We start from the raw sequence: 26277 nt of genomic DNA, 5'->3' as shown, positions 1-26277 counted from the left end.
GCCGTTCTGGCCGCCGCCGGATACAACTTCTCCCTCCTGCTGCGATGGTTCAGGCAACTTTTGTGTCTGTTCGCCGCACTCTTCCTCACGTTCCAGAGCCGACCGATGCCGCAACAACCTGCCTGAAAGCGAGTTCTTCACGATCGACTCACTCGCGCTGTTTAACGAGATTGGGGTAGGGGACCAGCCGAGGCGTATCGAGGCTCGCTTGCACGCTCAAGTGCTGTGTATTCACCTTCATCGACGCATCTTTGAAAACTAACAGCATCAGTCCCAAACCCACCACCGCCATGATGACAGCGAGAGCGCCGGTCAACGAGCGAGATATAGGCAGGGGCCAACCACAAAGCAGCAGCAGAGCTCCCGTGAGCACCGCAGCAGCAATTAGCAACATAACGTCAACGGTAAGCATTCCATGGTCCACCCGCTGTCCATCCGCAGGAGCACTACCTATAATAGGCACGGCTCCCATCTGGCCGCAACTGATCTAAGGCTGTAAAGGCACTCGCTGCGACTAAGTTGCGAGACATCAAGCACCGTCATGGTGCCGCCCGGCGAGCTGCCGCGCGCCCTGTCGTGCCACGGTGCCGGCCGCTATTCACACTTGATGACATCTCAAGGGCTGGAGGTTCCTCAAAATCCGCTGCTGACTATTCAGCTGGCTTTTGCGCTATGATCGCGTAACGATGCTGAAGGCCTCGTGCGATTGCTTTGAAGAAGCCGAAATACTGCGACTGCGCCTTATGGATCTTCCGCAGGTTAGTGTCGGCCGCAACGGGGGAGAAACCGGTTGCTTTCAGCATGCGGGAAACCGTATCAACCCGTGCGCCTCCAGAAAAATGGACGCGCGACAGGATACTCTCATGCATGCTGCCCATGGTGGCGGGGGCATGGGGTGCCTGTGTCTTGATGAGGTTCGTCCGTTCGAGGAAGGTCGCGAGACGCTTGATGAGCCGCTCAGCAAGGCCCGTGTTGACGAAATCCCCGTCGATGATCAGCAGCTTCCCGCCCGGCTTCAGGACGCGCAGCCATTCCGCAAAACAGGCTTCGGGGTCAACCAGCGTCCACACAAGGTGGCGGGTGATGATAACGTCGTAGCTGTCATCGGCTTCAAGCGTGTTCTCTGCATCGCCAACGTGAAAGCGGATCGCCCGTCCCCGCGATGCCGCCTTGGCGCGTGCCCGCTCCAGCATGGCTTCCGACCAGTCGATGCCGGTGACTTGGTAGCCGAGATCGTCCATCAGGTGGGAGATCACACCGGTGCCGCTGGCAAGGTCGAGGGCCTTGCGGCCATCGCCGCGGCCGAGATGCCGCCCGATCAGTGCGTGCCAGGCCGCACGCTCCTCCTCGGAGAAAATTTCGTGGCCGGGCGACTGGTCGAATGTTGCCGCGCGTTCAGACCAATAGGCCTTGATCTCATCGCGCAAGGTGAAATTGGCGCTGTCTGCCATTCGATCGCTCTGCATGTTCCGTCCTTCTCTCAGCTTCGAACGCTTCTAAAAGATAAATCTTGACTATGAAAGTCATCAAATAATAAGTGCCGGTCAGTTTCCACCGGAGATTCAACCATGCGCTTTTCTGGCAAGTCGGCAATGATCGCCCTTGGCGTTCTCGTGTCCACAGTGCTGCCCGCGATTGCCGACCCCGTCGTCGTGAGGGACGTGACGGGCCGCGACGTCGAAGTCAATGTACCGGCAAAGCACGTCATCCTCGGCGAAGGCCGGCAGATCTATTTCCTTGCCGCGCTCGACAAGGACAACCCGTTCCAGCACGTCGTCGGCTGGCGCGACGACCTGCCGAAGGCGGACCCGGAATCATACGCGGCCTATCTCGTAAAATACCCTGGCATCGCCAAGCTGCCGACCTTCGGCGGTATGAAGGATGGCACGTTCGATATCGAACAGGCAGTAGCCTTGAAACCCGATGTCATCCTGATGAATGTCGACGCCAAGACAGCTACGGAAGAGGCCGGATATATCGACAAGCTCGCCAAGGTCGGCATTCCCCTGGTCTATGTCGACTTCCGGGAAAAGCCTATGGAAAACACCGAGCCTAGCATGCGTATCATGGGCACGCTGATGGGCAAGGAGAAGGTTGCCGAAGACTTCATCACCTTCCGCGCCGACGCCATCAAGAAGGTCACGGATGTCCTGGAGAAGAGTAACCCCGCAAAGCCGGTCGTCTTCATGGAGCGTGCGGGCGGCTATTCCGACGATTGCTGCATGTCCTTCGGCAGCGAGAATTTCGGCAAGATGGTCGAGCTGGCCGGCGGCATCAACATGGCAAAGGGCATCATTCCCGGCACCTTCGGCACGGTGAACCCGGAGCAGATCATCGCCTCCAATCCTGATCAGGTCATTATCACCGGCGGCATGTGGGAAGGGTATGTGCCTGGTGGCAATTGGGTCGGCGTCGGCTATGGCGCAGATATTGCCGAAGCGCACCGCAAGCTCGAAAACCTGACGAAACGCCCAGCCTTTACCGGCATCAAGGCGGTCAAGGATGGCAATGTCCATGCCATCTGGCACCAGTTCTACAACAATCCCTACCAGTTCGTCGCAATCCAGCAGATCGCCAAGTGGCTGCACCCCGACCTGTTCAACGGACTCGATCCGGAAGCAACCTTCAAGGAGCTTCACGCGCGCTTCCTGCCGCTCGACTACAAGCCAGGCTACTTCGTCTCGTTGAAGGGCGAATAGGCGATGAGCGTTGCGACGATCGAAACGAAGGTGACGGGGCGCGATCAATATCGCGCCCTTGCCTTTCGGCGCATCCTCATCCTTGCAGGTCTTGTCGTCGCGCTTGCTGCAAGCATGGCTGCCGACATGGCATTGGGCCCCGCGAATTACAGCCTTGCCGAGGTGCTGTCGGCGCTCGCTTCCCCGGAGGCTGCCGGTGACCAGCTGCGTGTCGTCATCTGGGATATCCGGATGCCAATTGCGCTGATGGCGATCACGGTCGGCGCGTCGCTCTCGGTGGCAGGTGCGCAGATGCAGACGATCCTTTCGAACCCGCTCGCCAGTCCCTTCACGCTCGGCATTTCGGCGGCCGCCAGCTTTGGCGCGGCGCTGGGGCTCGTTGCAGGTGTCGCCATTTTTCCGGGCGCGGTTCAATACATGGTTCCGGTCAATGCCTTCGTCATGGCGATGGTGGCCGCGCTCTTCATCCATTTCGCATCGACGCTGCGCGGTGTTACGGTCGAGACGATCGTGCTGCTCGGCATCGCCCTCGTCTTCACGTTCAATGCCGCCCTGTCGCTTCTCGAATACCTCGCCTCCGAACAGGCGCTCGCCGCAGTCGTGTTCTGGACCATGGGAAGCCTTACCAAGGCGACGTGGGACAAGGTCTTCGTCACCGGCGCAATTCTCGTCGTGACGCTACCGCTCTTCGTGCGTAACGCCTGGGCGTTGACAGCCCTGAGGCTCGGGGACGACAAGGCTGCAAGTATGGGCGTCAATGTCCGGCGCCTGCGCCTTCACACTATGCTTGTCGTCAGCCTGCTTGCCGCCATTCCTGTCTCCTTCGTCGGGACGATCGGCTTTGTCGGCCTTGTCGGCCCCCATATCGCGCGCATGGTCGTGGGAGAGGACCAGCGGTTCTTTCTGCCCGGTTCCGTGATCTGCGGTGCGCTGCTGCTCTCGGCGACGTCGGTCGTCAGCAAGGTGCTGATCCCCGGCGCCATCCTGCCGATCGGCGTCATCACCGCGCTTGTCGGCGTTCCCTTCTTCTTCGTCCTGATTTTCTCGAACCGGAGGCGAGCATGGTAAGCTTGGTGCTTAAAGACCTCGGCGCCAGCTATGGCCGCACGACAGTTCTGTCCAAGGTCGCAATCGAGCTCTTGACGCCCGGTTCCACTACGGCCGTGATCGGCCCGAATGCGGCAGGCAAGTCGACGCTGTTCAAGCGAATCGCCGGTCTAATTTCCGGCCCCGGTGTCGTGCAGCTTTCGGATGCGACGCGCGGCGACCGGGCGATCTGCTACATGCCGCAGGACACCGGCTCGAATGCCGTGCTGACGGTCTACGAGTCGCTCCTGCTTGCCACAAAACAGGGCGGCGGCTGGCGGGTAAAGGACGAAGAGCTTTTCGAGATCGACGCGATCCTGAAGGCGTTGCATATCGAGGACCTTGCCTTCCGGGGGCTAGATGCCCTGTCGGGCGGCCAGCGACAGCTCGTCTCGCTCGGCCAGGCGCTGGTGCGCAAACCCGAGGTCTTGCTGATGGACGAGCCGACCTCGGCCCTCGACCTCCATCGCCAGATCGATGTACTGGAATTCGTCGTCGATCTCGCCAGCCGCACCGGCATGATCGTGCTCATTGCGCTCCATGATCTCAATCACGCCTTGCGCTATTGCACAAACACGATCGTTATCGCCAATGGGGAAATGACCTCGAGCGGCGCGACCGCTGACGTGATCACATCGAAAATGCTGCGCGACATCTATCGTGTGGATGCCCGCATCGAATCCTGCTCGCGCGGGCGACCCGTAGTCATTGTCGATGGGGCGCTCTGATCGAGTTGATGCTGCCGCGATAAGCTGGAGCACTCCGATCGCAAATCCAGAATCGCTCGCTTCGCGCAGGCACGATGACTCATTTTCGCTTCAGGCAGGCGATTCGACGACCTGACCTTCGAGTCAGCTGCGTGCCGCGATACCGATGATCGCAGTGTCTGGTGGCAGGTCGTCGAAAATACCTCCAGCATGGTGCTGATGTCCGGCCTTGAGCGCATCGACACAGGCCGCGGCGTTGGACCGAGTTCTCAAACCTCGCCCAGTGTGCCGAGGTATATCCCATTGCCATATCCCATTCGCAAAACTAAGTGGGATATGGCTTTCGTATATCGCGGAGGATAGGAAATGGAACAAGGTGCAGTGTTTCAAAGCAATCGCAGCCAGGCCGTTCGGTTGCCGAAGGCCGTCGCTCTGCCTGATGATGTAAAGCGCGTCGATATTGTCGCAGTTGGACGCACGAGGATTATCGCCCCTGCCGGAGAAGTTTGGGACAGCTGGTTCGATGGCGAAGCGGCTACCTCGGATTTTATGAACGAACGTGATCAACCGGCCCTGCGGGAGCGTGAAGCATTTTAATGCTGCAGTACATGCTGGATACAAACATCTGTATCTTTACGATGAAGAACCGCCGGCAGCAGGTGCGCGAGGCGGCAGTTCGTATTCTATCAAGGGCTTTTGCTACGCTCCCCCCGATCGAGTAATCGACGCGAGTTTGATTGTGTGCCCGGCTTACGCGTCGAGGACTGGACTGGCCAACTCGCACTCATGAACGCTGTACGATTGGAAAAAGCGAATCGAGTCGATCATTCCGATCGTCGTTTTCCGCTGCCGATGAAAGCCACTCCTGACGTCGTTCTCAGGATGCGTACTCCCGACTATGAATTTGAAAGCTGTGTGTTTGCCTACGTTTTGGTAGGAAGGGACAAGGGCGCGAGCTCGGATAGCGACCTGCCGCGCGGGTCGTTCGCAGCAATACGGCCTGTCGTGAATTTCAATGCTTCCCGCATGACCTGAACCGCGCCGTCATAGTCCAGCCCCTCAAGCTTCCCGTCGCTGGCAATGCGCCTTCCGTCGACATAGACAGCCTTGACTGCCCGCTCGGCTGCGCAATGGAGAAGATTGCGCAACGGGTCGTAAACCGGTTGCATGGCGGGGTGATTGAGGTCGATCAGCGAGAAATCCGGTTTGGCACCGACGGCGATCCGTCCGATATCCTTCCGGCCCAGCGCATTCGCACCCGCAAGGGTCGCCATGTCGAGGATGTCGGATGTCTTGATGTCAAACACGCTTTTGCCGGCGACGCGGGAGCAGATGAGCGCCCTGCGCATCTCTTCCAGCATGTTGTAGGGATAGCTATCCGTGCCGATGCCGACATTCACGCCGGCGCGGCGATAGCGGCCGATGGACTCCAGGATCATGCCGCTGCGGGAGAAGGTAACTGGGCAGTGTGCTACCGTTGTGCCACGTCGTGCAAGGAGCGCCATATCTGTCTCGGTGCGCTCTCGGGTCCAGGAATGGCTGTCGATGAAGATGCAATGTCCGAGGATCAGTCTTTCATCGAGAATACCGATGCTTTCCAGATATTGCACGGCGGTCATGCCGGTTCGACGCACCAACTCTTCATGTTCGGCCATGGTTTGAGCTGCGTGGAGCGTGATCGGGACGCCGCGGTCTTTTGCGGCGGTGGCGGCTTCTATAAGTAGATCTGGCGAGCAGGTTTCGACTTGGGACGGCGAAACGATGCCGCCGAGACGGCTTGATGGGTGAGCTTGTGCCGAGTCGACGCAGGCAAGTGCTTCTTGAAAAGCCTCCCGTCCACGGCGCCGGTCCCAGTGATAATCGAGGCGGTGGCTGTCTGCAACATGCCACCTGGCCTCGCGAAAGCCCGGCGCGGCGTAGGCGCGGGCTCCACTTTTGACGAGCGTGGGGAGCCAAGCATCGTGCGGGCCCGCGATATCCACCAGCGTGGTGACTCCGCTGCGGATCAAGTCTCCGAGCATGACGGTCAGAGAGGCTTCGCGGGCCTCCTCACTGATCTCGATCAGTGTCGAATATTCATACATCGCCTGCCCCCAGAGGGCGGCGGTACCGACGTCGTCGAAAATGCCTTTAGACAAGGGCTCTTCGTCGGAATGGCAGTGAATGTTGATCAGGCCCGGGAGCAACATGCGACCGTGCCCGTACTCTTCCCGGTCGAAGGGACCATTGTAGCGACCGCCAACATGCAGGATCGCAGTCTCATCGAAGGCGATATCGCCATCGGACATATAAGCATGGGTGCCGGTCTGGTCGTCATGGGCGACGATGGTTTCGACTTTTCTGATGACATGAACTGGCCTAGTCATGGGTGGTCCTGAAATATCGCTCCAGGAAGCGGCTATAGGCTCCCATCAGCGCGCTAAAGATGAAATAGACGACAGCGGCGAAGATATAGCCCTCCAGCACCGCGATGCCTTGCCATGATGGGTCGCGCATCGCCGAGCGCACCGTATCGAGAAAGTCGAGCAGACCGACGATGGTGACGAGCGTTGTGTCCTGAAAGAAGCCGATGAAAAGCGCGACAAGTGGAGGAATAACCTTCTTGATTGCCTGCGGCAGTACTATCTTGAACATGACGAGCCAATAGCCCATCCCCAAAGCCGCCCCGGCTTCGAGCTGGCCCTTCGGTACATCCTGCAGGCCGCCGCGAACGATTTCGGCGATGTAGGCAGCCGCAAAGATGATGATGGCGATCTGGGCGCGCAGCAGCTTATCCACGGTGATGCCATCTGGCATGAACAGCGGCAGCATCACCGTTGCCATGAAGAGAATGCTGATCAACGGTACGCCGCGCACGATTTCGATGAAGCTTGTCGCCAACACCCGGATGACAGGCAGATCAGAGGCACGCGATAAGGCAAGCAGGATGCCGAGCGGCAGCGCGCAGATAAGACCGATGAAGGAAAGCATGAAGGAGAGCGGGAGGCCGCCCCACTGTGTGGTCGGGATCGCAGGCAGGCCGAAGATGCCGCCGGCCATCAAAACCCAAAGTCCCGGCAGGATAACGACGATCCAGAGCAGTAGGAGCCTGCTGCTCCACAGCCGCGGCACCATCGAAAGGAAGGAGGCGCCAAGGAAGACGATGAGTGCCAGCAACGGCCGCCATTGCTCTTCGAAGGGGTAGAAGCCGAATGCCATGTAGCGAAGCTTCGTGCTGAGAAACGGCCAGCAGGCGCCGCTCGCTGTCTTGCAGGCTTCCGGCGTGCCGGTAAACGTCGCGTTGAGAACGAGCCACTGGGTTGCGAGCCAGCCTATTGTGGCAAGGACCACGACGCAAAGCACCGTTATCAGCGCATTGCCTGGTGTGCCGAACAGATCGCGCCGCCAGCCGGATTGCCGCGGAGGAGGGGCTTCGCTTGTGGTTGTTGTGACGAGCACGAGTTGAAGTTCCGTCACGGTCAGCGATCCTTTAGAACTACGTGGCTGTTATACCAGTTCATGAGCAGCGAAATGGCGATCGACAGGCCGAGATAGGTTCCCATAAAGATCGCAATGGTTTCCATCGCTTGACCCGTCTGGTTCATGACGGTGTTGGAGACCATCACGAGATCGGGGTATCCGATGGCAATCGCCAGCGAGCTGTTCTTGAAGACGGTAAGATAGGTGTTGGTGAGCGGCGGAATGATCAGCCGCAGCGCTTGCGGCAGGATGACCAGACGCATAGCGCGGCGCCGGGGGAGACCGAGTGCCATCGAGGCTTCCCATTGCCCCTTGTTGACGGCCTGGATGCCCGCGCGCACGATCTCGGCGACGTTTGCCGAGACGCTAAGCGCCAACCCGAACAGCAGCGCGACGAATTCGGGCTTCACCTGCAGGCCGCCGCTCAGACGGAAACGGCCTTTTTCCGGAAGATCGAATGTCATGGCGATACCGCCAAGGAAAACCACGAGCGCGATCGGTGTGATCGCGGAGATCCAGGCGAAAAGTACGCCGTGGTTCGGCTGGCCGGTTGCAACCCGGCGGCGCATGGCGACGTGCCGGATGACAATGGCACAGGCTATGCCGATGACAAGAGCGGCGGCCCCCAAGGCAAGGCCGCGTTCGAAGGTGACGGAGGGGATAACGAGGCCGCTGTTCGACAGATAGACATGTGGCGCCAAAGTCAGCGCTGCGCGCACCGGCGGCAGCACATTGATAATGACGGCATACCAGAACAGCAGATAGAGCAGTAGAGGAACATTTCTCAACGCCTCGACATAGGCGAGCATCAGCCTTTGCAGCAGTGGATTACGCGACATGCGGCCGATACCGACCAGAAGCCCCAGAATGGTGCCGAAGAGGGCGGCAAAGATGGAGACCTTGACGGTGTTGGCGAACCCGACGAACAACGCTCGGGCTACCGTATCGGTCGGCTGATAGGATAGCGCGGCGTCGCTGATTACGAAGCCAGCCTGCCTCGAAAGGTAGGAGAAGCCGGTTGCGATATCGTGCTTGGCAAGATTTTGGCTTGCGGTCGCAAACATCGACCAAGCGATGAGAGCGATCACGCCGATCGCCAACCATTGATAAAAAAGCGCGCGGTAGCGCGCATTGCGCAGCAGAGCCATTCGAGCCCTCCGTCGAGAGAACCGCGAGAGGTGGTCGCGCCCGCGCGGGGGCGGACGCGAACCTTATCTCAACGGAAAGGCGGCGCGTAGAGCAGGCCGCCCGCGTTCCATTGGGTATTTGGACCGCGGGTCATGCCGAGACGGGTTTTCTCGCCGACGGCGCGTTCGAAGACTTCGCCGTAATTGCCGACAGACTTGACGATGTTGTAGCCCCACTTGTCGTCGAGCTTCAGCATTTCACCGAGCTTGTCGGTAACGCCGAGCATGCGCTGGATTTCCTGATCGTCGCTCTTGAGCTTCTCGTCCACATTGGCCTTTGTGATGCCCTTTTCTTCGGCCGCCATCAGCATCCAAACCGACCAGGAGACGATATCGCGCCAGTTGGAGTCATTCTGACGGACGGCCGGCGCCAACGGTTCCTTCGAGATCGTTTCCGGCAAAACGACGTAGTCATCAGGATTATTGGAGACCGCGCGGATCGAGGCTAGGTCCGAGCGGTCAGACGAGATCGCGTCGCACCGACCGCTGAAAAAGGCAGCGCGGTTTTCATCCGGGCTTTCGAACACAACGAGTTCGAACTTTGCACCCAGCTTGCCGAAGAAGTCGGTAAGGTTCTGCGCCGTGGTGGTGCCCGGCAGGGTGCAGATCGCAGCGTCCTTGAGTTCGGCGGCACTCGTCACGCCGAGCGACTTCGAGACCATCAGGCCCTGGCCGTCATAGAAGACGACGGGCGCAAAATCGAGGCCGAGCGAGGCATCACGGGTATAGGTCTGGGTGGTCTGGCGCGACAGGACGTCGATTTCGCCGGACTGCAGCGCCTGGAAGCGAGTGTTGATGTTGGTCGGTACGTACTCGACCTTTTCGCCATCACCGAAGACGGCAGCTGCAACGGCGCGGCAGATGTCGGCGTCGAAGCCTTCCATGCGACCCTGGTCGTTAGGGGCAGCAAAGCCCGGTGTCGCAAGGGAGACACCGCAAACGAGCTTGCCGCGCTGTTTTACGGTGTCGAGTGTGTCTGCATGCACTGTCGTGGTTCCCAGTAGTCCGAGAACTGCACCAAGGCAACCTGCCAGAGTCCGTCTTTTCATTCATTCCTCCCTTTTGATTGATGCATGATCGCCGGCAGCTCCTCTCCGCCTCGAGGGCCATAATGCATACACGATTGTGTACAATACCTTTCAATTATTGGCAACACGGACTCTGATAGCTGATGCACGAAGAATGCACGTCACCCGGCGTATGGCGGGATGCACGACTTCCTGGGTCAGCACATGGGGGGGTGAGGCGGCAAAACTGGTTCGTCGAAGGTGCGCAGCAGGCGGCCCCACCCGGGGTCGTGCATATGGGCTTCAAGACCGGCACGCGCCGCCAATGCCAATGCTTCCGCCTGGCCGAAGGAAATGGCCGCATCAACGTCGACGGTCCTTACCTGGCCACCCTCCATCAGGACATTGCCATCGACAATAACCATATCGACGTCGCTTCCGAGCGCTTGGTGAACGAGGCGGTGAACGGGCATCCACATCGGCATTAGATGTGGCTTGCGCATGTCGATGATGGCGATGTCGGCCTTCTTGCCGACTTCAAGCGATCCGATTTCATGTTCCATGCCGATGGCGCGAGCCGCGTCGATGGTTATCATCTCGAAGACCTTGCCCGGTGGCAGCAAGTAGCGATCGTGGTTGTGCAGCAGGTGCTGGGTGAATTGCGCCAGCCGGGCGGTCTGCAGCATGTCGAAATGACGGCTGGGTGCTGCGCCATCCGTCGTGATGGCAACCCGGATACCCTTTGACATCATCTCCATGATTGGTGTTGAGCGGCCGGGCGGGGCGTGTGTAACGTGGGTGCCGGTCTCGGCCAGGATATCGATTTCCTCATGCGAGATGCCCCAGCAGTGTTGGAGGTGGATATCCGGTCCGAGAAGGGCATTTTCCTTGTCCTGAAACGCCATGCGGATTTGACCGGCAAAGGCGTCGGAATGCAGCCGAACGCCCCACTTTCGTGCAGTTTCGCGGATGCGACGAGCTTGCAGGCGATCATTTTCGGTGAGTCTCACGGCCTGGTCCGGCGTGGAGGCATTCGAGGGTTCGACAGAGGGAACGATGGTGAACGGTGTGAGGAACACCTTGATGCGGCCCTGCGCGCTGCCGTCCAGCGCCTCAATAACGGCTTCGCTGCCTTCGATCATTTCGTCGAAACTGACGTGACGTCGCTCTGGTGAGCCGGTTTCCCAGCGCGTGACAGGATGCGGCCAGGGCAGGCCGGAGGGGCCGACGCAGATGATTTCCCGCAGTCCGATTTCGCTGTAGGCACGAGCGTGATTGATCGCAAATACCGGATCATCGGCACGCGGCATCGAGGTGATGATGCTGGCCGACGTCGTTACCCCTGCGCACAGGCGTTCGATGCCTGAAACGAGGCCGTCGGCGTACCAATAGTCTCGCGTGACGTAGTGGTAGTAGGTGGGCGTGACGACTTTCATCCACATGGAGTTGGTATCGGCCGCAATGCTGCGGATCAACGCATGGCCCGCATGTCCGTGGGCGTCAATGAGGCCGGGAATGATCAGTTTGCCGCGGCAATCGATGACCTGTTTGTCCGTGTGTCGTTGCTGAAGCTCATCTGCCGTGCCGATATCGACGATCCGGTCGCCCTGGATTGCCAGAGCGCTGTCCTCGATAATCCGCCTCTCGTGATCCACGGTTACCATGGTGCCGTGCAGCAGCAGCAAATTTCCCATGCTCTTTCCTCCGCTTTTTCGAACATCGTAATATTGGCAACTTTAATCGTTGTTTTTGGGTACGATAATTGTCAACAATATAATTGACAATGACGACGAGCAAAACAATACTCCGCTTTGCCTGGGGTCTAGGCCGGTCAGGCTTATCAACGATCCATAAGGGGGGAATCATGTCCCGTGTGAAAAGCTTCATCCTCGCCGCGATGGCCGCGGCTGCCATCGCCGTTCCTGCCAGCGCAGAAACACTTCGCTGGGGCGGACGCGCCGATCTCTATTCGCTCGACCCCTATTCGGTGCCGTCGACCTCGAACCTCGCTTTCCTCAATCACATCTATGAGGGCCTGGTGCGCTATGGGCCTGAATTCCGGATCGAGCCCGCACTTGCCACCGAATGGAAGCTGGTTGATGGCAAGACCTGGCGCTTCACCTTGCGAAAGGGCGTAAAGTTCCATGACGGCGCCGATTTTACGGCCGACGACGTGGTTGCATCCTTCACCCGCGTTTCCGATGCGACCTCACCGCTACGTGGAAACATTCCGCTCTATGCTGGAGTGACCAAGGTTGACGACTATACTGTCGATATCGCCGTTACTGCGCCGACCTCGCTGTTCCTCAACGACATCACCAACATTTTCATCTTTGATGCCGGCTGGCTGAAGACCAACAATAGCGAGAAGCCGACGGACGTTGCCACGAAGACCGAAGGCTATACCACCATGCACACCAACGGCACGGGCCCGTTCAAGCTCGAAAGCCGTGTGCCGGACAGCAAGACGGTTCTCGTCGTCAATGACGGGTGGTGGGATGAGAAGAAGCATAATCTCGACCGTATCGAGTTCGTGCCGATCGCCTCTGCCGCAACCCGTGTTGCTGCGCTTCTCTCCGGGGAAATTGATCTCATCGACAGCGCGCCGATCCAGGACCTGCCGCGGCTTGAGTCGTCGCCGGGCATCACCGTCAAGAAGCGCACCGAGCTGCGCACTGTTTTCCTGAACTTCAACCGCAAGGAAAAGCTGGAAGACGGTCGTCCGAACCCCTTCAACGACATCCGCGTGCGTCAGGCTGTCGAAGCCTCTGTCGACCGTGAGCTCATCAACAAAAAAGTCATGCGCGGCCTTGCCCGCCCTTCCGGTTCGTTGATCGCGCCAGAAATCTCCGGCTACGACAAGGCACTCGATACCTATAGTCCAGCTGATCCGGAACTGTCGAAGAAGCTGCTGGTCGAAGCCGGACAGACGGATCTCGCCTTCACCTACACTTGCATGAATGACGAAAGCATCAACGAGGAAGATATCTGCTCAGGTATCGCCAACATGATGAAGCGCGGCGGTTTCAAACCAACGATCGATATCGCTCCGCGCGCCGTCCAAACCCCGAAGCGCAGCGCCGGCAAGGCCGACATGTTCAACCTCAGCTGGGCGAACGAGCCGACGCTAGATGCCTACTCGATGTTGGCGCAGGTGCTGTCGACCAAGCAGGGCGCAATGGGGGTTTCCAATTACGGCAACTGGTCCAATCCGGAACTCGACAAGCTCGTTGCTGCCGCTGCCCAGGAACCGGACAATGCCAAGCGCCTTGCGCTTGAAGGCCAGGCCCTGAAGATCGCCAAGGACGAAGTCATGCTGATTCCGCTGCACCAGCAGCCGATCGCCTGGGCCATGCTGGGCACGGTCAAGAGTATCGACTTTCGCGCCGATAACAAACCGCGTCAGTGGTTGACCAAGATGGGACAGTAACGGCCAGACATTCTCGTGTGACAATAGAAGAGCGTTTCATCGAGCCATGAAGCGCTCTTTTCATGTGGGGTTGCACGAGTTCCATCGGTCACAGCTTGGCCGAAAATGTTGGTAATAACGCAATTTTTAATCACCAATATTGTCTACAATTACGTTGACAACTTTTTAAAGCCTGTCTTAATAGGCAAAGACGAGAGCAAGGGAGGTTGTGCGCGGAGGAGTGCTCGTCTCGCTACGATCGGCAAGCTGCAGCGGCGGGCGCTCGGCTTCCCGCGAGCCGGTCTCCCAGCTCTTGATGTGATTGATCGAGCCGTCCGGCCTTTTGCCGGGAGTGGCGCGCACCTAAGGGGTTCCCATGCTGGTTTTCATCATCAAGCGCCTCGGGAATGCGATCCTGGTGATGCTTGCCGTCGCCATGCTTGCCTTCCTGATCTTCAGGTTGGCGGGTGACCCCGTCGAGCTGATGGTCGGAGAGCAGACCTCGCAAGCGGACAAGGATGCGCTGCGTGACCGGCTGGGCCTTAATGACGGTCTCATCACCCAATATGTGCGTTTCGTCGGCGATGCAGCGCAGGGCAATTTCGGCGTTTCCTACCGTAACGGCCAGAAGGTGCTGCCGCTGATCGCCGAACGCTTCCCGGCGACACTGGAATTGGTGCTGGTCGCAACATTTCTGTCGCTCGTCGTCGGCCTGCCGCTTGGGGTGATTACAGCCATCAAGCGCGGCAAGTGGTATACTGAAGGCCTGCAGTTCCTGTCTATTGTCGGGGTTTCACTACCGAGCTTCGTCGTCGGCATCCTGCTCATCCTCGTCTTCGCCGTCATCCTTGGCTGGGCGCCATCCTTCGGGCGCGGGGACGTGGTGCAGATCGGCTGGTGGTCGACGGGGTTCCTGACGCCGTCCGGGCGCGCCGCCCTGATCTTGCCGTCGATCGCGCTGGCACTCTATCAGATCACGCTCGTCATGCGGCTGGTGCGCGCTGAAATGCTGGAAGTCCTTCGATCGGATTTCGTCAAGTTCGCCCGCGCCCGCGGTATCCCGCGTTGGCGCATCTATTTCCGCCATGCCTTGCGCAACTGTCTGATGCCGGTCGTCACCATGACGGCCATGAATGTCGGTTCGCTGATTGCGTTTGCGTTGATCACCGAGACCGTCTTCCAGTGGCCGGGTATGGGCATGCTGTTCATCCAGGCGGTGACCTTCCTCGATATCCCTGTCATGGCCGCCTATCTCTGCATCATCGCCTTCATCTTCGTCGTGCTAAACACGCTGGTCGATATCACCTATGCGGTGATCGATCCCCGTCTGCGTTCGACACGCTAACTTAAGGGGACCGGTTCGATGACCCTTCCACAAACGACCATGCAGCCAACGGCAAAGCCGACCCGTCCCTCGATCCTGAGGCGTATCCGCAGCAGCGACATCTGGTGGTCATTCACCCAGAGCCGCTCGGCGCAGATCAGCGCGCTCGTGCTGGCGATCCTCGTTCTCGCGGCGGTCTTTGCCCCGCTGATCGCCCCGCAAAATCCCTATGACGGCGCTTCACTCGACATGTGGAAGGCGGAACTGCCGCCGATCTGGGCTCCTGAAGGCGAATGGCCCTACCTGCTCGGCACGGATACGCAGGGACGCGATATGCTCTCAGCCATCCTCTACGGCACACGCATTTCCATCGTCATCGGCGTCGCCTCCGTGGTGCTGTCGCTGGTGATCGGCATGGCTGCGGGTTTGATCGCCGGCTATTTCGGCGGCTTCACCGACAATCTTTTGATGCGCATTGGCGATATCACGCTGTCGATCCCGACCATCCTTGTCGCCATCCTTGTTTCGACGGTTGTTCGGCAGATGCTCCCGGAATATCTGCGCGACGCCGGAGCTTCTGCGGTGCTCGTGCTTGCCATCGCGCTCTCAGCCTGGGTGCAGTATGCACGAACTGTACGTGCCCAGGCGATCGTGGAAAGCGGCAAGGACTATGTGTCGGCGGCAAAACTCATTGGTGTGCCGGCCCGCCGCATCATGATGCTGCACATCCTGCCCAACACGCTGACACCGGTCATGGTCRCCGCTACGCTGAACTTCGGCATGGCGATCCTGACGGAAGCGACGCTGTCGTTCCTCGGCATTGGCATGCCGCCGACCCAGCCGTCACTCGGCACGCTGATCCGCATTGGCAACCAGTTCCTGTTTTCCGGTTCCTGGTGGATCGTCCTGTTTCCCGTCATTCAACTCTGCCTGCTTGTCGTCACCGTCAACATGCTCGGCGACTGGTTGCGTGACGCCCTTAATCCGAAACTGAGGTAAGTCCCATGCACGATCTCCTTCTCCGCAATGTCAGGCCCATGGCCGGCGAAAGCTGCGACATCCTGATCAAGAACGGAAAGATCGCAGGCCTTGGTAACTATCAGCCCGAGACCGGCATGGCCGTGGAGGATGGTCACGGTGCAATCGTTTCGCCAGGCCTGATTGATGCCCATACCCATCTCGACAAGACGACCTGGGGCATGCCTTGGCATGTCAACAATCGTGCCGCGATCCTGCGTGGCCGCATCGACTTCGAACGCGAAAACCGCCTGGACATCGGCATCGATCCGCATCGCCAGTCGATGCGACACGCAATCGGCCTTGCGGCCCACGGCTCAACCCATATCCGCAGCCATGTCGATATCGACACTACGCACGGCCTGTCGATCGTAGAAGGCGTCTGGAAGACACGGGATGCGCTGAAGGGCATCATCGATATCGAAATTGTCGCCTTCCCGCAGTCCGGCGTCATGGTCATGCCGGGCACAGTGGAGCTTCTGGACGAAGCCCTGCGTCAAGGCTGCGAGGTGCTAGGTGGTATCGACCCCTGCGGTATCGATCGGGACCCCAAGGGGCAGCTCGACATCCTCTTTGCGCTTGCCGTCAAGCACGGCGTCGATATCGACATCCATTTGCACGAGGCAGGCGATCTGGGTGCCTTTACGATGGAACTGATTTTCGAGCGCACCCGCGCCAACGGTATGGAAGGCAAGGTGGCGATCAGTCACGCCTTCGCGCTCGGCATGAACGACTATCTCCGCGTCGGCAAGCTGATTGAAGAGATCGCCCGCCTCGACGTCGCGATCCTGACCACCGGTGCGCCCTCGGCCACCGTGCCCTCGATCATGCGACTGAAGGAAGCCGGCGTGCGGGTCGGCGGCGGCTGTGACGGCATTCAGGATACCTGGGGTCCGTGGGGCCAACCGGACATGCTCGACCGCGCAAAGATCATCGGCATGAAGAATGGCCTGCGCTCGGATCAGGAGCTGGCCCATGTGCTACATGTCGTTTCCCAGGGGGGCGCCGATGTCATGCGACTGGACGGTTACGGCCTCGATGTCGGCTGCAACGCCGACTTCACGCTGTTGACCGGTGAGACGCTGGCCCATGCAGTCGTTGACGTCGCGCCGCGGCCGCTGGTCGTCAAGAGTGGCCGCGTCGTTGCCCGTCAGGGCAAGGCCATCGTGGAGATGCCATAGTGAGCGATATCCCTCTCGATCTCGGCCGCCGTCCTGAAGGCCGCACGCTGATCACTGCAAGCTGGGTTGTCGGCCACAGGGACGGCGCCCACCGCCTGCTGCGCAACGGCGAAGTGGTGTTCGAAGGTGGCGAAATCCTGTTTGTCGGCCATCGCTTCCCTGGCGAAGTCGCCCGCCGCATCGATTACGGCAATGCGCTGATCAGCCCCGGCCTCATCGACCTCGATGCCTTGTCGGATCTCGACACAACCATCCTCGGCATCGACCATCATCCCGGCTGGGCCAAAGGCCGGGTCTGGCCGCGCTCCTATGTCGAGGCTGGTCCCTATGAAATGTACAGCCAGGAAGAGCTGGCCTTCCAGAAGCGCTTCGCCTTTGGACAACTGCTCTTGAACGGCATTACCACCGCTGCTCCGATCGCCTCGCTGTTCTATCGCGAATGGGGCGAAACGGTCGCCGAATTCGATGCTGCCGCCGATGCTGCCGGCGAACTCGGTTTGCGGGTCTATCTGAGCCCCGCCTACCGCTCCGGCGGTATGGTGCTGGAACAGCCCGGTCGCATGGTACCGGTGTTCGACGAGGAGCGTGGTTTCCAAGGCTTGAAGGAAGCCATCGCCTATATCGAGCGTCAGAACGGCCGCCATGGCGATCTCGTGCGCGGTATGCTGGCGCCCGACCGGGTAGAGACCAGTACGCTCGCGCTGATTCAGCGCACGGATGCGGCAGCCCGCGATCTCGGCTGCAAGTTCCGCCTGCACATGGCGCAGGGTGCGATGGAAGTCGATACGGTGCGGATGCTGCACGGCACGACGGCGCCGGTCTGGCTGGCCAATGCCGGCCTGCTCAGCGATCGGTTGATCGCGCCGCATGCGACCAATGCGACGGAAGAGGACCTGGGACTCTACGCGGAAAACGGCGTCTCGATCGTTCACTGCCCCCTGGTTTCCGGCCGTGGCGGCAGCATCCTCAATTCCTTCTCCGCCTGCCGCAAGCGGGGCATCAACATCGCGATGGGCACGGACACGACACCGGCGGACATGCTGATGAACCTGCTCGCCGGCCTGATCACCGGCCGCATCGCCGACGGTGCACCCGACAAGCTGCGTACGGTCGATCTCTTCGATGCGGCCACGATCGGTGGCGCTCGCGCGCTCGGGCGCGATGATATCGGCCACCTGTCGCCTGGCGCCCGCGCCGATATCGCCGTCTTCGATCTCGATGACGCGGTGATGGCGCCGTCGATTGACCCGATCACGACGTTGGTCACCGGCGGTTCAGGCAAGGTCACCCGCGCCGTCTTCGTCGATGGCCGCGTCTCGATGCTGTCGCGCAAGGTGGCGGGCATTGACATGGAAACGGCCCGCATTCAGGCACAGGTCCAGTATGACAGACTGATCGCCAAATACCCCGAGCGAAGCTGGGACAATCCCCCGGTTTCGGAAATCTTCCCGCCGAGCTATCCAATCGAGGTGGACGCAAATGGGTGAAGCACAACAGGCGGTCATCGATGTCCGCAACCTGAAGGTCGAGTTTCCAGGTCGCCGCGGCACGGTGACTGCGCTGTCTGATGTTAGCCTTTCGATTCGTGCGGGCGAAATTCTCGGCGTGGTCGGGGAGTCCGGCGCCGGCAAGTCGATGACCGGCCTTGCCATCCAGGGCCTGCTCGAACGCCCCGGTCGGATCGCCGCCGGCGAAATCTGGCTTGGCCAACGCCGAATCGACGCGCTTAACGACAAGGAAATGGAGCGCATCCGCGGCCGCGAGATCGGCGCGATCTTCCAGGACCCGCTGACCTCGCTAAACCCGCTGTTCACGGTCGGCGCGCAGCTCACCGAAACCATCCGCCAGCATCTCTCGCTCGGTAAGGCCGAAGCGCGGGCACGCGCCGTTCAGCTCTTGCGCGATGTGGGCATCCCCTCGCCGGAGGAGCGGGTCAGCCACTATCCGCACCAGTTTTCCGGCGGCATGCGCCAGCGCGTGGTGATCGCGCTTGCACTCGCAGCGTCCCCGAAGCTGGTCATCGCCGACGAGCCGACGACGGCGCTCGACGTGTCGATCCAGGCGCAGATCATTTCGCTGCTGCGCCGTCTCTGCAAGGAGAAGCAGACTGCCGTCATGCTCGTGACCCACGACATGGGCGTCATAGCGGAAGCCGCCGATCGCGTTGCGGTAATGTATGCCGGCCGCCTCATCGAGATCGGCCCGGTCGAGCAAGTGCTGCATGCCCCGTGCCATCCATATACGCAGGGGCTGATGGCCTCGATCCCGTCGCTCGGCGCGCGGGTGCAGAAACTGAACCAAATCGACGGTTCGATGCCCCGGCTAGACGCGATTCCGCCCGGCTGCAGCTTCAATCCGCGCTGTCGCTCCGCCGGGGCGCGGTGTCTAGACCAACGTCCCGAACTCACCGCTGTCGGCGATGGTGCAAGTGCCTGCTGGCTGAACGCAGGAGGAACCGCATGACCGTATCCGCTCAGAAAGTACCGGCGCTGACCGTCCGCGGCCTGTCCATGACCTTCGACGTTTCCGTCCCTTGGCTGAACCGCGTCATCGAGCGCAAGCCCCGTCAGTTCGTGCAGGCCGTAAACGGCATCGATTTCACTGTGCCGGCCGGCGGCTGCCTCAGCATCGTCGGCGAAAGCGGTTGCGGCAAGTCGACCGTGGCGCGGCTGGTGACCGGCCTGTTCAACCCGAGCGCGGGCGAAATTGGCTTCGCGCCGGGCCGCAAGGGGGCGCCGCTCTCCGCCCAGATGATCTTCCAGGACCCCTATGCCTCGCTCAACCCACGCTGGCGGGTGAAGAACATCATCGCAGAACCGCTGCGCGAGCTGAAGCTGCGGGGGACGCAGGCCGAAATCACCGAGCGCGTGGAAGACCTGCTGCGCACAGTTGGTCTTTCAGCCTCGGACGGCGAAAAATTCCCGCACGAATTTTCGGGCGGCCAGCGCCAGCGTATCTCCATTGCACGTGCGCTTGCGAGCGAGCCGGAATTCCTAGTCTGCGACGAGCCGACGTCGGCGCTCGATGTTTCGGTACAAGCGCAAGTTCTGAACCTCATGCGCCGGTTGCAGGATGAGCTGGGCCTGACATATCTCTTCATCAGCCATGACATGAGCGTGGTACGGCACATGTCGGATCGCATCGCTGTCATGTATCTCGGCCGCATCGTGGAAGAGGGGGAGACGGAAGAGCTCTTCGCGAACCCGCGCCATCCCTATACGCAGCTTCTGTTGCAGACCATTCCCAACATCGACGCGCCGCAACGCGATCGGGAGCTTTCGGGCGGTGAAGTGCCGAGCCCGCTAAAGCCGCCGACAGGGTGCACTTTCCATCCGCGCTGTCCGATGGCGACCGCGCGCTGCTCGGCCGAAGTGCCGGCCGTGCGCACGCTTGCCGGTGGCACGCGCGTTTCCTGCCATCTGGTAAACGATGAGGTCGTTCCGGCTTGAGTCGGCATTCATACTGCAAGGTGCGGCTTGCCACCTTCGCCGCAGCCGGGCGGAGGGGCTAGACGGACCGGATAAAGGGGAAGGCTTCCTCAGGGTCGTGGAGACAACCTCTCATCGCCTCGCATTCGCTCGGCACCACTCTCCGTCAAGCGGGGGGCTCAAGATCGAGCTTCGATTGTCACGCCAGCGCGGCACGCAGGTCGTGAGAAAGGTCGCGGATCTCGCTGAGGTCGAGCTCGGATTCAACGTGTTCGAGATGATGCGCCATCAGGTGGGTCGCCTTGTCTGCATCGTTGGCAGAGATCGCCTCTACGATCTCGGCGTGCTCGTCAGGTCCGCAGTTGAAGCGGTTTGTGTTGCGATAGACGGCCGTGATCAGGGAGGAACGGGAGATCAGGTCCCTCATGGTGGTGAAAAGGAAGTCGGAACCGACGGTTTCGGCAAGCAGCAGGTGGAAGCCGCCGGAGAGCTTTATGATATCAGTGGTGACATCCTGGGTATTGGCGATGCGCTCCTTGGCAACATGCTCGCGCAGGCGCTTCAGGTCAGCTTTGGAGACGGACTTGCACAGGCGCTCAACAACGCAACGCTCCACCGTGCGACGCACGAAGAACACGTCGCGCGCCTCTTCGACGGAGGGCTTGGAAACGAAGGCGCCGCGATTGGGAATGATGGTGACGAGACCGTCGCGTTCCAGGACTGTCAGCGCCCGGCGGATGCGGGCGCGGCTGACATTGAAGATCGCGGCCAGTTGCTCTTCCTTCAGCTGTACCCCCGGACGCAGTCGGCGCTCGGCGATGGACAGCCAGACTTTCTCGACAATCTGCTGCGTAGAAGGACCGTTTTGCTCAGTCATCAAGTTGACTCCCCATTGGCCGTAGAGAGCGTGATGCCGCAGAAAAAGTCAACCGTAACAATGGGATTTTGATTGCAAGATTGTGAACAATATGAAACGATATTGTTGATTAAAATATCGGAACTCGATCATGGAATTCGACTTCACCCAGCTTGAGCCGCAAAGCCGCTACCGTCTGCTGACGAACTTCATCGGCCCGCGCCCGATTGCGCTTGTCACGACCCGGTCCGAAGCCGGCCACAACAATGCAGCGCCGATGAGCTTCTTCAACGTCTTCTCTCACGATCCGCCCATCGTGGTGCTCGGTATTCAACCGCGCCTTTCCGGCGAAGAAAAAGACACGATGGCCAATATTCGCCGGACGCAGGAATTCGCCATCTCCATGGTGGATATGGCCATTTCCCGGCAAATGCTGGTGTGCGGACTGGGGTTTGACAACGAGATCGACGAACTCTCCATGGCCGGGCTGACGGCGAAGACCTGTAGCAAGATCGACGCGAGTTATCCTGCTGAAGCACCGTGCGTTTTCGAATGCCGGATCGAGCGGTTGATCGACTACCCGCGTCGTACCCTCGTTCTTGGCGAAGTCGTTCACATGCACGTCCGCCGCGAATGCCTGGATGAAGAGGGGCGCTATGTCGACCCTGAGCGCTACCAGCCTATCGCTCGGTTGCACGCCGACAATTACATCACGTCGGACCGTCAGTTCGTCCTGACGGCTCCACCGATTGCCGATTTCATAAAGCCGCAAGACAAATAAGGGCTTTGAAAGGTTCGACCATATGCACATTCGTTTGATCAATCCGAATTCAACCGCGTCCATGACGGCCCAGGCGCTGGCTAGTGCCCTGCGTGTGAAGCAGCGGGATACGGATGTCTCCGCCGTCAACCCCTTCGATGCCCCGGTCAGTATCGAGGGTGGTGCGGATGAAGCGATGGCGGTACCGGGCATGCTGGATGAAATACGCAAGGGCGAGCATCTGGGCGTCGATGCCTATGTCGTTGCCTGCTTTGACGATCCGGGGCTCCATGCCGCCCGTGAGGTAGCGCGGGGACCGGTGATCGGTATCTGCCAGGCCGCCGTGCAGGTCGCCATGACCATCAGTCGCCGCTTCTCGATCATCACCACGTTGCCGCGCTCCATCCCTATAATCGAGGATCTGGTGAGCGATTATGGCGCCGAGCGTCATTGCCGGAAGGTGCGAGCCATCAACCTGCCGGTGCTCGGGCTGGAGGAAGATCCGGTTGCCGCCGAGCAGTTGTTGATCCGCGAGATCGAGATTGCCAAGAAGGAAGACCGGGCCGAAGCCATCATCCTCGGTTGCGCCGGCATGTCGGCACTCTGCGATCGGTTGCGCGAGGCCACGGGCGTTCCTGTCATTGACGGCGTAACATCGGCGATCAAACTAGCCGAGGCTTTGGTCGGTGCCGGGTATACGACGTCGAAGGTCAATGCCTATGATTATCCGCGCGTCAAGGAGACCAAGGTGGCTGCCTGCGCTTGAATTGGAAACCAGACGACGACAACAGCAAACCGCCTAACCACGGCCGCGCGGCAAAAAGTGATCGTCGAGTAACGGCCTTCGACGCGCCAGCACGTTTCCCGGTCTGTTGGCCACGGCGTTTCTGAGAATCGCCCTCTGCACGCGTTCGCGGCTTTAGGGTGGCAGGGTACGCGACTGGGCCTACCGCTAGCAGCACGTTGCAATGGGCTATGTCGCTCTTCGGCGTCCTGTTCCGGCCAGGCCACACGGAAGCTGCCGTCGACCTTTCGAGGCTTGCAGGACTTGCTCCGTCGGGCGTGATCTGCGAGGTGGCAACGATAGCCCACTTTCCAGACTTGGAAGTATTCGCGAAGCGGCACGGTCTTCAGGGCCAAGGCTGACCGGGCCCGCCGGCGATCGCGTTCAACGCAATCGGAAAATGTAGCGCTCCGGGAACGTCTCTAAGCGTGGCACATTTGGTACCATCATGGGAAGCTCAAGTCCAAACCGAGCATCCTGCTAAAGGTGAAGGCGACTAGCCCCACGCCTATTAGTGCTAACATGAAGACTGCAGCCATCTTGCCGCCGGTGCGTAGCATAGCTTTCGTTTCCCCCTTCTCCCCCTGATCGTAGTGCCACTTGATGGCGAAGAACATGGCTATGCCTAACGCCAGTAGCTTAAAAGTAACGAAGACTATAGGTACCCAATCCATATTGAAGGCTCTCTTGTGCATCGTGACGACCAACTTTGAAACCGTGCGCAAGCACCCCGGCTTCCGGCTTGACGCGTCAACGCGTTTTCAATTCGGTCTGCGATTGCTGGTGTCGATATCAACCGCGCTCGGTGTGCGATTGCGTGGCTCCCGTCGAACCTAGTCGGGGTCGATCATTCCCTCTTTTGCGTTGAAGCAGAACCGGCTGCTGATAAGCCGGCCTTTCAACGCCCGAAGGGGCAGAAGACAAGCGAGAAGCACGGGCGGGAAAGCGGCGAAGAGGTGGACCCAGATAGAAGGCGAATAAGCAACCTGGATCCGGCACGCCAGCGCAACACCTGTTACCCATATGAAGCAAATTACAAAGAACGCCAGTCTATCCGCCGGCGCGGCCAAAGAACGATCGGGGCCACAAACTTCGCATTTAGGCTTCACAGTTAGAAAGCCAACATAACGCTGGCTTTGCCCGCACTGGGGACACAGCCCTCGCAATTCAGTTTTGATTGACGACAGCGGAGGCCATTGGTTGGTCATTTTCGTGCGTTCCAAGAATTGATTGGATGTGTCTATGCCCGCAGGAGCCGACGTCAGTCGTGCTCGATTTGCGGCTCGGGTGCAGTAGGCCTCACGTAGTCGCGGTCGATTTTTCCTTCCTCTGCCTTGAAGAAGAACTGACTGTTGATCAGCCAGCCCTTCAATGGCCGGAGCGGCAAAAGACATGCCAGCAGTACCAGCGGGAGAGAGGTGAATAGGTGCACCCATATTGAGGGGGAATAGGCAACCTCAATCCAACATGCCACCGCGACGGCCGGCACGCATGTGAAGCAGATCACGAAAAACGCCGGCCCGTCTGCGGGATCGGCGAAGGAGTAGTCGAGGCCGCAAACTTCGCATTTGGGCCTGACAGTCAAGAAGCCGTCAAAAAGGTGTCCTTGCCCGCACTGGGGACACAATCCGCGCAGTCCCGTTTGAATGGGTGGCAGTGGAGGCCATTCCTCCGTCATCGCGTTACACTTCCATAATTGATTGAATTAATGTATGCATACAATAATCCAATCAACTCCTACAGTTTACAATTTGTCGCAGCTGTCGGCGCGTACCTGAAAGTGATTGACCGGTTCAGATTTCAGCCTGAACACCGCCGCAACCTCGACGCATCTGGGAGCTGCCACTCGATCACCACTCCGACAAAACATCATTTCTGTTATTATGGCTCCGAAATTCTGGGAGTCGTTCATCCCGGCCAAGCTCCTTGACAATCAGGAGAAATATATGGAGCTTATATGGATACCATGTAGTTACATTGAATGGAAAATCGATGACCGCGGCATCTTGGACACCCTACCTTGGCACCCGCGAGGGACCCATTTATCTATCGATTGCGGATGCTTTGGCCGAGGACATCGCAAGTGGTCGATTGGCCGAAGGGGTGCAACTTCCAACGCAGCGCAAACTCGCTGACGACCTCGGCATCGACTTCACCACAGTCAGCCGAGCCTACTCGGAGGCCCGCAGCCGTGGCCTGATTGAAGGCAAGGTGGGTCAAGGAACATACGTGCGATCAAAGCGTGGCGCGCGACCATCACAACAGCCCTCTGGCGTCGTCGACATGAGCATGAACCTGCCGCCGCGGTTTCTCGATCCCGTCCTGGAACAGAGAATGTGGGATGGGGCGAAAGACCTTCAGCAACAGGGCTTGGACCTCCTGCTAAGGTATCAGGAACCCGGCGGCATCATGGAGGATCGTATCGTCGGCGCGTCTTGGCTTTCAAGGCGGCTTCCGGGGATATCGCCTGATCGTGTGGTAGTCGCCTCAGGCGCGCAGGGAGCGCTTCACGCCATTCTCAGCGTCTTGACGGAGCCTGGTGATATCGTCTGCGCAGAAGAACTCACGTACCCCGGATTCCGCTCGATCGCATCCCATCTCAGGCTCAAATTGGCACCGGTTGCAATGGACGATCACGGGCTTGTTCCGGACGCCTTTGCGCAGGTATGCAGGGAGGCGAAGCCGAAAGCGCTCTATTGTACGCCAACGCTTCACAATCCGACTACACGGACACTGCCCGTTCATCGAAGGCACGATCTCGTAAATGTTGCGCGGACATATGGCGTGCCGATTATCGAGGACGACGCGTATAGCGCCCTTGTCCCGGCCCCGCCACTGCCACTCGCAGCACTGCTGCCCGAGGCGGTCTATCATGTGGCGAGCTTATCCAAATGCCTGTCTCCCGCCCTTCGAGTCGCATATGTCGCCGTGCCTGAAGGTCGTACGCAGAGGGTGGCCAACGCGATCCGGGCGTCGGCGTCAATTGTTTCTCCGCTCACGAGTGCTCTCGCGTCTCAATGGATAGAGACGGGAGTAGCGGATGTTGTCAGAGGCGAAATAGTCAAGGAAACAGTGAAGCGCCTGGATTCCGTCAAGGCGCTCCTTCCGTTCGATGTCGAATCCTCTCCGGGCGGCTTCCACGTGTGGCTTAAGGTTCCTGAACCTTGGACGCGAGGCGAACTGGTTTCCAGATTGCGTTCGATAGGGATCGGTATCGTCACCAGCGACGCCTTTGCAATTGCGTCCGCGCCCGAAGCCATACGACTTGCGCTTGGCGCTCCGGTGAACCTGGAGGAACTTACACGTGCCCTCCGGATTTTGGCAGACCTTCTAGCCCAGCAGCCCGCGTTCTCGACGATGGTGGTCTGACCGA

25 protein-coding genes and 1 pseudogene are annotated in these 26277 nt (G+C 59.7%); 15 read left to right on the top strand and 11 right to left on the bottom strand.

Annotated elements, in window-relative coordinates:
* Window positions 1-148: 148 nt before the first annotated feature.
* Entirely contained in the window at window positions 149-412 is a 264-nt protein-coding gene (locus tag AC1DE4_RS24215; RefSeq protein WP_477883450.1) for a hypothetical protein, read from the bottom strand.
* Between the two features lie 238 nt (window positions 413-650).
* The gene (locus AC1DE4_RS24210; protein WP_477883449.1) at window positions 651-1466 is read right to left on the bottom strand and encodes a class I SAM-dependent methyltransferase; all 816 of its coding nucleotides are present in this window, start codon (window positions 1464-1466) and stop codon (window positions 651-653) included.
* A 102-nt stretch (window positions 1467-1568) separates the two neighbouring features.
* Between AC1DE4_RS24210 and AC1DE4_RS24205 the strand changes: the two genes are divergently transcribed.
* The 4 genes from AC1DE4_RS24205 to vapB all read left to right on the top strand — a co-directional run bounded on the left by AC1DE4_RS24205 (window position 1569) and on the right by vapB (window position 5089).
* Window positions 1569-2699 (top strand): ABC transporter substrate-binding protein, encoded by a 1131-nt coding sequence (locus AC1DE4_RS24205; protein WP_477883447.1) that lies wholly within the window; start codon window positions 1569-1571, stop codon window positions 2697-2699.
* Between the two features lie 3 nt (window positions 2700-2702).
* The gene (locus tag AC1DE4_RS24200; protein ID WP_169682100.1) at window positions 2703-3767 is read left to right on the top strand and encodes a FecCD family ABC transporter permease; all 1065 of its coding nucleotides are present in this window, start codon (window positions 2703-2705) and stop codon (window positions 3765-3767) included.
* Window positions 3761-4513, top strand: coding sequence for an ABC transporter ATP-binding protein (locus tag AC1DE4_RS24195; protein ID WP_477883442.1), 753 nt, complete (start codon window positions 3761-3763; stop codon window positions 4511-4513). The genes AC1DE4_RS24200 and AC1DE4_RS24195 overlap by 7 nt, the downstream gene beginning before the upstream one ends.
* A gap of 345 nt (window positions 4514-4858) precedes the next feature.
* Window positions 4859-5089, top strand: coding sequence for a type II toxin-antitoxin system VapB family antitoxin (gene vapB / locus AC1DE4_RS24190; protein WP_169682104.1), 231 nt, complete (start codon window positions 4859-4861; stop codon window positions 5087-5089).
* 326 nt (window positions 5090-5415) lie between these two features.
* Here vapB and AC1DE4_RS24185 read toward each other — a convergent pair whose 3' ends face one another.
* The 5 genes from AC1DE4_RS24185 to AC1DE4_RS24165 all read right to left on the bottom strand — a co-directional run bounded on the left by AC1DE4_RS24185 (window position 5416) and on the right by AC1DE4_RS24165 (window position 11839).
* The gene (locus AC1DE4_RS24185; RefSeq protein ID WP_477883440.1) at window positions 5416-6858 is read right to left on the bottom strand and encodes an amidohydrolase family protein; all 1443 of its coding nucleotides are present in this window, start codon (window positions 6856-6858) and stop codon (window positions 5416-5418) included.
* Window positions 6851-7948: an amino acid ABC transporter permease gene (locus AC1DE4_RS24180; RefSeq protein ID WP_477883438.1), complete on the bottom strand. Its 1098-nt coding sequence runs from the start codon at window positions 7946-7948 to the stop codon at window positions 6851-6853. Before AC1DE4_RS24180 ends, AC1DE4_RS24185 begins: the two co-directional genes overlap by 8 nt.
* Before the next feature lie 2 nt (window positions 7949-7950).
* The gene (locus AC1DE4_RS24175; RefSeq protein WP_477883436.1) at window positions 7951-9099 is read right to left on the bottom strand and encodes an amino acid ABC transporter permease; all 1149 of its coding nucleotides are present in this window, start codon (window positions 9097-9099) and stop codon (window positions 7951-7953) included.
* Window positions 9100-9167: 68 nt separating this feature from the next.
* Window positions 9168-10187 carry an amino acid ABC transporter substrate-binding protein gene (locus AC1DE4_RS24170; protein ID WP_477883434.1) on the bottom strand — a complete coding sequence of 340 codons (1020 nt, stop codon included), beginning with the start codon at window positions 10185-10187 and terminating at the stop codon, window positions 9168-9170.
* Between the two features lie 176 nt (window positions 10188-10363).
* A complete protein-coding gene (locus tag AC1DE4_RS24165; RefSeq protein ID WP_477883432.1) occupies window positions 10364-11839 on the bottom strand; it encodes an amidohydrolase family protein in 1476 nt (491 codons plus the stop codon).
* A gap of 170 nt (window positions 11840-12009) precedes the next feature.
* Between AC1DE4_RS24165 and AC1DE4_RS24160 the strand changes: the two genes are divergently transcribed.
* Window positions 12010-13575 (top strand): ABC transporter substrate-binding protein, encoded by a 1566-nt coding sequence (locus tag AC1DE4_RS24160; protein ID WP_192305231.1) that lies wholly within the window; start codon window positions 12010-12012, stop codon window positions 13573-13575.
* A gap of 177 nt (window positions 13576-13752) precedes the next feature.
* On the opposite strand, the gene AC1DE4_RS24155 is transcribed toward AC1DE4_RS24160, so the two are convergent.
* The gene (locus AC1DE4_RS24155; protein ID WP_169682114.1) at window positions 13753-13917 is read right to left on the bottom strand and encodes a hypothetical protein; all 165 of its coding nucleotides are present in this window, start codon (window positions 13915-13917) and stop codon (window positions 13753-13755) included.
* Between the two features lie 13 nt (window positions 13918-13930).
* Here AC1DE4_RS24155 and AC1DE4_RS24150 point away from each other — a divergent pair, with 13 nt between their 5' ends.
* Genes AC1DE4_RS24150 through AC1DE4_RS24125 form a run of 6 tightly spaced genes read left to right on the top strand, consistent with a single transcriptional unit; the run spans window position 13931 to window position 20525 of the window.
* Window positions 13931-14899: an ABC transporter permease gene (locus AC1DE4_RS24150; RefSeq protein ID WP_169682115.1), complete on the top strand. Its 969-nt coding sequence runs from the start codon at window positions 13931-13933 to the stop codon at window positions 14897-14899.
* Between the two features lie 18 nt (window positions 14900-14917).
* Window positions 14918-15877 (top strand): ABC transporter permease, encoded by a 960-nt coding sequence (locus AC1DE4_RS24145; protein WP_477883429.1) that lies wholly within the window; start codon window positions 14918-14920, stop codon window positions 15875-15877.
* 5 nt (window positions 15878-15882) lie between these two features.
* Window positions 15883-17076 carry an amidohydrolase family protein gene (locus AC1DE4_RS24140; protein WP_477883427.1) on the top strand — a complete coding sequence of 398 codons (1194 nt, stop codon included), beginning with the start codon at window positions 15883-15885 and terminating at the stop codon, window positions 17074-17076.
* Entirely contained in the window at window positions 17076-18563 is a 1488-nt protein-coding gene (locus AC1DE4_RS24135; RefSeq protein ID WP_477883425.1) for an amidohydrolase family protein, read from the top strand. The genes AC1DE4_RS24140 and AC1DE4_RS24135 overlap by 1 nt, the downstream gene beginning before the upstream one ends.
* The gene (locus AC1DE4_RS24130) at window positions 18556-19539 is read left to right on the top strand and encodes an ABC transporter ATP-binding protein (RefSeq protein WP_169682119.1); all 984 of its coding nucleotides are present in this window, start codon (window positions 18556-18558) and stop codon (window positions 19537-19539) included. Before AC1DE4_RS24135 ends, AC1DE4_RS24130 begins: the two co-directional genes overlap by 8 nt.
* Window positions 19536-20525 (top strand): ABC transporter ATP-binding protein, encoded by a 990-nt coding sequence (locus AC1DE4_RS24125; RefSeq protein ID WP_477883423.1) that lies wholly within the window; start codon window positions 19536-19538, stop codon window positions 20523-20525. Before AC1DE4_RS24130 ends, AC1DE4_RS24125 begins: the two co-directional genes overlap by 4 nt.
* Before the next feature lie 178 nt (window positions 20526-20703).
* Here the strand turns inward: AC1DE4_RS24125 and AC1DE4_RS24120 are convergent, their stop codons facing one another.
* A complete protein-coding gene (locus AC1DE4_RS24120) occupies window positions 20704-21381 on the bottom strand; it encodes a GntR family transcriptional regulator (RefSeq protein WP_477883421.1) in 678 nt (225 codons plus the stop codon).
* Between the two features lie 130 nt (window positions 21382-21511).
* On the opposite strand from AC1DE4_RS24120, the gene AC1DE4_RS24115 reads away from it, so the two are divergent.
* The 3 genes and pseudogenes from AC1DE4_RS24115 to AC1DE4_RS24105 form a co-directional block, all read left to right on the top strand.
* Entirely contained in the window at window positions 21512-22141 is a 630-nt protein-coding gene (locus AC1DE4_RS24115; protein ID WP_037135497.1) for a flavin reductase family protein, read from the top strand.
* Between the two features lie 22 nt (window positions 22142-22163).
* Complete coding sequence (locus AC1DE4_RS24110; RefSeq protein WP_169682121.1) at window positions 22164-22886, top strand: aspartate/glutamate racemase family protein; 723 nt, start codon at window positions 22164-22166, stop codon at window positions 22884-22886.
* Between the two features lie 221 nt (window positions 22887-23107).
* Window positions 23108-23266: pseudogene (locus AC1DE4_RS24105) on the top strand (3,4-dihydroxy-2-butanone-4-phosphate synthase); the annotation flags it as partial.
* Window positions 23267-23737: 471 nt separating this feature from the next.
* Here the strand turns inward: AC1DE4_RS24105 and AC1DE4_RS24100 are convergent.
* Window positions 23738-24112, bottom strand: coding sequence for a DUF983 domain-containing protein (locus AC1DE4_RS24100; RefSeq protein ID WP_169682122.1), 375 nt, complete (start codon window positions 24110-24112; stop codon window positions 23738-23740).
* Between the two features lie 53 nt (window positions 24113-24165).
* On the bottom strand, window positions 24166-24582 hold the full coding sequence (locus AC1DE4_RS24095; RefSeq protein ID WP_169682123.1) for a DUF983 domain-containing protein: 417 nt from the start codon (window positions 24580-24582) through the stop codon (window positions 24166-24168).
* A 314-nt stretch (window positions 24583-24896) separates the two neighbouring features.
* On the opposite strand from AC1DE4_RS24095, the gene AC1DE4_RS24090 reads away from it, so the two are divergent.
* Complete coding sequence (locus AC1DE4_RS24090) at window positions 24897-26273, top strand: aminotransferase-like domain-containing protein (RefSeq protein WP_477883418.1); 1377 nt, start codon at window positions 24897-24899, stop codon at window positions 26271-26273.
* Window positions 26274-26277: the final 4 nt, after the last annotated feature.

It is taken from the genome of Rhizobium sp. 10N414 (assembly GCF_056394785.1).
The sequence above is the reverse complement of the archived record's forward strand: the minus strand, read 5'-3'. Positions and strand labels throughout refer to the sequence as shown.